Source organism: Streptococcus mitis, from assembly GCF_005844455.1.
GTDB classification, from domain to species: Bacteria; Bacillota; Bacilli; order Lactobacillales; family Streptococcaceae; genus Streptococcus; species Streptococcus mitis_BF.
Map to the genome: position 1 here is coordinate 1 of NZ_SPGF01000085.1, position 5237 is coordinate 5237.

Here is a 5237-nt window from a genome sequence, read left to right on the forward strand (position 1 = left end):
CGGTATAATAGTAAGAGTTGAAAATAACAACTCTGGTCCGTTGGTCAAGGGGTTAAGACACCGCCTTTTCACGGCGGTAACACGGGTTCGAATCCCGTACGGACTATGGTATGTTGCAGTTGTAACACTTGATGAAAAAAAGTTTAAAAAAGTTTCAAAAAAGTGTTGACAAGCGAAAGCGACTGTGATATACTAATATAGTTGTCGCTTGAGAGAAGTAAGTGACAAAGACCTTTGAAAACTGAACAAGACGAACCAATGTGCAGGGCGCTACAACTAAGGTTGTAGTACTGAACAATGAAAAAAACAATAAATCTGTCAGTGACAGAAATGAGTGAGAACTCAAACTTTTAATGAGAGTTTGATCCTGGCTCAGGACGAACGCTGGCGGCGTGCCTAATACATGCAAGTAGAACGCTGAAGGGAGAGCTTGCTCTTCTGGATGAGTTGCGAACGGGTGAGTAACGCGTAGGTAACCTGCCTGGTAGTGGGGGATAACTATTGGAAACGATAGCTAATACCGCATAATAGTAGATGTTGCATGACATTTGCTTAAAAGGTGCAATTGCATCACTACCAGATGGACCTGCGTTGTATTAGCTAGTTGGTGGGGTAACGGCTCACCAAGGCGACGATACATAGCCGACCTGAGAGGGTGATCGGCCACACTGGGACTGAGACACGGCCCAGACTCCTACGGGAGGCAGCAGTAGGGAATCTTCGGCAATGGACGGAAGTCTGACCGAGCAACGCCGCGTGAGTGAAGAAGGTTTTCGGATCGTAAAGCTCTGTTGTAAGAGAAGAACGAGTGTGAGAGTGGAAAGTTCACACTGTGACGGTATCTTACCAGAAAGGGACGGCTAACTACGTGCCAGCAGCCGCGGTAATACGTAGGTCCCGAGCGTTGTCCGGATTTATTGGGCGTAAAGCGAGCGCAGGCGGTTAGATAAGTCTGAAGTTAAAGGCTGTGGCTTAACCATAGTACGCTTTGGAAACTGTCTAACTTGAGTGCAAGAGGGGAGAGTGGAATTCCATGTGTAGCGGTGAAATGCGTAGATATATGGAGGAACACCGGTGGCGAAAGCGGCTCTCTGGCTTGTAACTGACGCTGAGGCTCGAAAGCGTGGGGAGCAAACAGGATTAGATACCCTGGTAGTCCACGCCGTAAACGATGAGTGCTAGGTGTTAGACCCTTTTCGGGGTTTAGTGCCGCAGCTAACGCATTAAGCACTCCGCCTGGGGAGTACGACCGCAAGGTTGAAACTCAAAGGAATTGACGGGGGCCCGCACAAGCGGTGGAGCATGTGGTTTAATTCGAAGCAACGCGAAGAACCTTACCAGGTCTTGACATCCCTCTGACCGCTCTAGAGATAGGGCTTTCCTTCGGGACAGAGGTGACAGGTGGTGCATGGTTGTCGTCAGCTCGTGTCGTGAGATGTTGGGTTAAGTCCCGCAACGAGCGCAACCCCTATTGTTAGTTGCCATCATTTAGTTGGGCACTCTAGCGAGACTGCCGGTAATAAACCGGAGGAAGGTGGGGATGACGTCAAATCATCATGCCCCTTATGACCTGGGCTACACACGTGCTACAATGGCTGGTACAACGAGTCGCAAGCCGGTGACGGCAAGCTAATCTCTTAAAGCCAGTCTCAGTTCGGATTGTAGGCTGCAACTCGCCTACATGAAGTCGGAATCGCTAGTAATCGCGGATCAGCACGCCGCGGTGAATACGTTCCCGGGCCTTGTACACACCGCCCGTCACACCACGAGAGTTTGTAACACCCGAAGTCGGTGAGGTAACCGCAAGGAGCCAGCCGCCTAAGGTGGGATAGATGATTGGGGTGAAGTCGTAACAAGGTAGCCGTATCGGAAGGTGCGGCTGGATCACCTCCTTTCTAAGGATAAGGAACTGCGCATTGGTCTTGTTTAGTCTTGAGAGGTCTTGTGGGGCCTTAGCTCAGCTGGGAGAGCGCCTGCTTTGCACGCAGGAGGTCAGCGGTTCGATCCCGCTAGGCTCCATTGGTGAGAGATCACCAAGTAATGCACATTGAAAATTGAATATCTATATCAAATAGTAACAAGAAAATAAACCGAAACGCTGTAGTATTAAAAGAGTTTATGACTGAAAGGTCAAAAATAAGGTTAAGTTAATAAGGGCGCACGGTGGATGCCTTGGCACTAGGAGCCGAAGAAGGACGTGACAAACGACGATATGCCTTGGGTAGCTGTAAGTAAGCGATGATCCAGGGATTTCCGAATGGGGGAACCCAACAGGTGCTACCTGTTACCCGCATCTGTCAAGGATGTGAGGAGGAAGACGCAGTGAACTGAAACATCTAAGTAGCTGCAGGAAGAGAAAGCAAAAGCGATTGCCTTAGTAGCGGCGAGCGAAACGGCAGAAGGGCAAACCGAAGAGTTTACTCTTCGGGGTTGTAGGACTGCAATGTGGACTCAAAGATTATAGAAGAATGATTTGGGAAGATTAGCCAAAGAGAGTAATAGCCTCGTATTTAAAATAGTCTTTGTACCTAGCAGTATCCTGAGTACGGCGGGACACGAGAAATCCCGTCGGAATCTGGGAGGACCATCTCCCAACCCTAAATACTCCCTAGTGACCGATAGTGAACCAGTACCGTGAGGGAAAGGTGAAAAGCACCCCGGGAGGGGAGTGAAATAGAACCTGAAACCGTGTGCCTACAACAAGTTCGAGCCCGTTAATGGGTGAGAGCGTGCCTTTTGTAGAATGAACCGGCGAGTTACGTTATGATGCGAGGTTAAGTTGAAGAGACGGAGCCGTAGGGAAACCGAGTCTGAATAGGGCGGATTAGTATCATGACGTAGACCCGAAACCATGTGACCTACCCATGAGCAGGTTGAAGGTGCGGTAAGACGCACTGGAGGACCGAACCAGGGCACGTTGAAAAGTGCTTGGATGACTTGTGGGTAGCGGAGAAATTCCAAACGAACTTGGAGATAGCTGGTTCTCTCCGAAATAGCTTTAGGGCTAGCGTCGACATTGAGATTCTTGGAGGTAGAGCACTGTTTGGGTGAGGGGTCCATCCCGGATTACCAATCTCAGATAAACTCCGAATGCCAAAGAATTATGGTCGGCAGTCAGACTGCGAGTGCTAAGATCCGTAGTCGAAAGGGAAACAGCCCAGACCACCAGCTAAGGTCCCAAAATAATTGTTAAGTGGAAAAGGATGTGGGGTTGCACAGACAACTAGGATGTTAGCTTAGAAGCAGCTATTCATTCAAAGAGTGCGTAATAGCTCACTAGTCGAGTGACCCTGCGCCGAAAATGTACCGGGGCTAAAACAATTTACCGAAGCTGTGGATACCTTTATAGGTATGGTAGGAGAGCGTTCTATGTGTGAAGAAGGTGTACCGTGAGGAGTGCTGGAACGCATAGAAGTGAGAATGCCGGTATGAGTAGCGAAAGACAGGTGAGAATCCTGTCCACCGTAAGACTAAGGTTTCCAGGGGAAGGCTCGTCCGCCCTGGGTTAGTCGGGACCTAAGGAGAGACCGAAAGGTGTATCCGATGGACAACAGGTTGATATTCCTGTACTAGAGTATGTAGTGATGGAGGGACGCAGTAGGCTAACTAAAGCAGACGATTGGAAGTGTCTGTCTAAGCAGTGAGGTGTGATATGAGTCAAATGCTTATATCTGTAACATTGAGCTGTGATGGGGAGCGAAGTTTAGTAGCGAAGTTAGTGACGTCACACTGCCAAGAAAAGCTTCTAGCGTTTAAACATACTCTACCCGTACCGCAAACCGACACAGGTAGTCGAGGCGAGTAGCCTCAGGTGAGCGAGAGAACTCTCGTTAAGGAACTCGGCAAAATGACCCCGTAACTTCGGGAGAAGGGGTGCTGACTTTAAGTCAGCCGCAGTGAATAGGCCCAAGCAACTGTTTATCAAAAACACAGCTCTCTGCTAAATCGTAAGATGATGTATAGGGGGTGACGCCTGCCCGGTGCTGGAAGGTTAAGAGGAGTGCTTAGCGCAAGCGAAGGTATGAATTGAAGCCCCAGTAAACGGCGGCCGTAACTATAACGGTCCTAAGGTAGCGAAATTCCTTGTCGGGTAAGTTCCGACCCGCACGAAAGGCGTAATGATTTGGGCACTGTCTCAACGAGAGACTCGGTGAAATTTTAGTACCTGTGAAGATGCAGGTTACCCGCGACAGGACGGAAAGACCCCATGGAGCTTTACTGCAGTTTGATATTGAGTGTCTGTACCACATGTACAGGATAGGTAGGAGTCTAAGATATCGGGACGCCAGTTTCGAAGGAGACGTTGTTGGGATACTACCCTTGTGTTATGGCCACTCTAACCCGGATAGGTGATCCCTATCGGAGACAGTGTCTGACGGGCAGTTTGACTGGGGCGGTCGCCTCCTAAAAGGTAACGGAGGCGCCCAAAGGTTCCCTCAGAATGGTTGGAAATCATTCGCAGAGTGTAAAGGTATAAGGGAGCTTGACTGCGAGAGCTACAACTCGAGCAGGGACGAAAGTCGGGCTTAGTGATCCGGTGGTTCCGTATGGAAGGGCCATCGCTCAACGGATAAAAGCTACCCTGGGGATAACAGGCTTATCTCCCCCAAGAGTTCACATCGACGGGGAGGTTTGGCACCTCGATGTCGGCTCGTCGCATCCTGGGGCTGTAGTCGGTCCCAAGGGTTGGGCTGTTCGCCCATTAAAGCGGCACGCGAGCTGGGTTCAGAACGTCGTGAGACAGTTCGGTCCCTATCCGTCGCGGGCGTAGGAAATTTGAGAGGATCTGCTCCTAGTACGAGAGGACCAGAGTGGACTTACCGCTGGTGTACCAGTTGTCTTGCCAAAGGCATCGCTGGGTAGCTATGTAGGGAAGGGATAAACGCTGAAAGCATCTAAGTGTGAAACCCACCTCAAGATGAGATTTCCCATGATTTTATATCAGTAAGAGCCCTGAGAGATGATTAGGTAGATAGGTTAGAAGTGGAAGTGTGGCGACACATGTAGCGGACTAATACTAATAGCTCGAGGACTTATCCAAAGTAACTGAGAATATGAAAGCGTATGGTTTTCTTGATTTGAATAGATATTCAATTTTGAGTAGGTATTACTCAGAGTTAAGTGACGATAGCCTAGGAGATACACCTGTACCCATGCCGAACACAGAAGTTAAGCCCTAGAACGCCGGAAGTAGTTGGGGGTTGCCCCCTGTGAGATATGGAAGTCGCTTAGCTCTA

At 49.5% G+C, this 5237-nt stretch carries 2 tRNA genes and 3 rRNA genes; all 5 read left to right on the plus strand.

Annotation, left to right across the window (positions count from 1 at the left end):
• Positions 1–34: 34 nt before the first annotated feature.
• The 5 genes from FGQ53_RS10985 (at position 35) to rrf (ending at position 5233) form a co-directional block, all read left to right on the plus strand.
• Positions 35–106 (plus strand) — tRNA-Glu (locus tag FGQ53_RS10985).
• A 243-nt stretch (positions 107–349) separates the two neighbouring features.
• Positions 350–1895, plus strand: a 16S ribosomal RNA gene (locus FGQ53_RS10995).
• A 51-nt stretch (positions 1896–1946) separates the two neighbouring features.
• Positions 1947–2019 (plus strand) — tRNA-Ala (locus FGQ53_RS11000).
• 121 nt (positions 2020–2140) lie between these two features.
• Positions 2141–5041, plus strand: a 23S ribosomal RNA gene (locus tag FGQ53_RS11005).
• 76 nt (positions 5042–5117) lie between these two features.
• A 5S ribosomal RNA gene (gene rrf, locus FGQ53_RS11010) occupies positions 5118–5233 on the plus strand.
• The 16S, 23S and 5S rRNA genes sit together here with 2 tRNA genes alongside, the layout of an rRNA operon.
• The last annotated feature ends 4 nt before the right edge of the window (positions 5234–5237 follow it).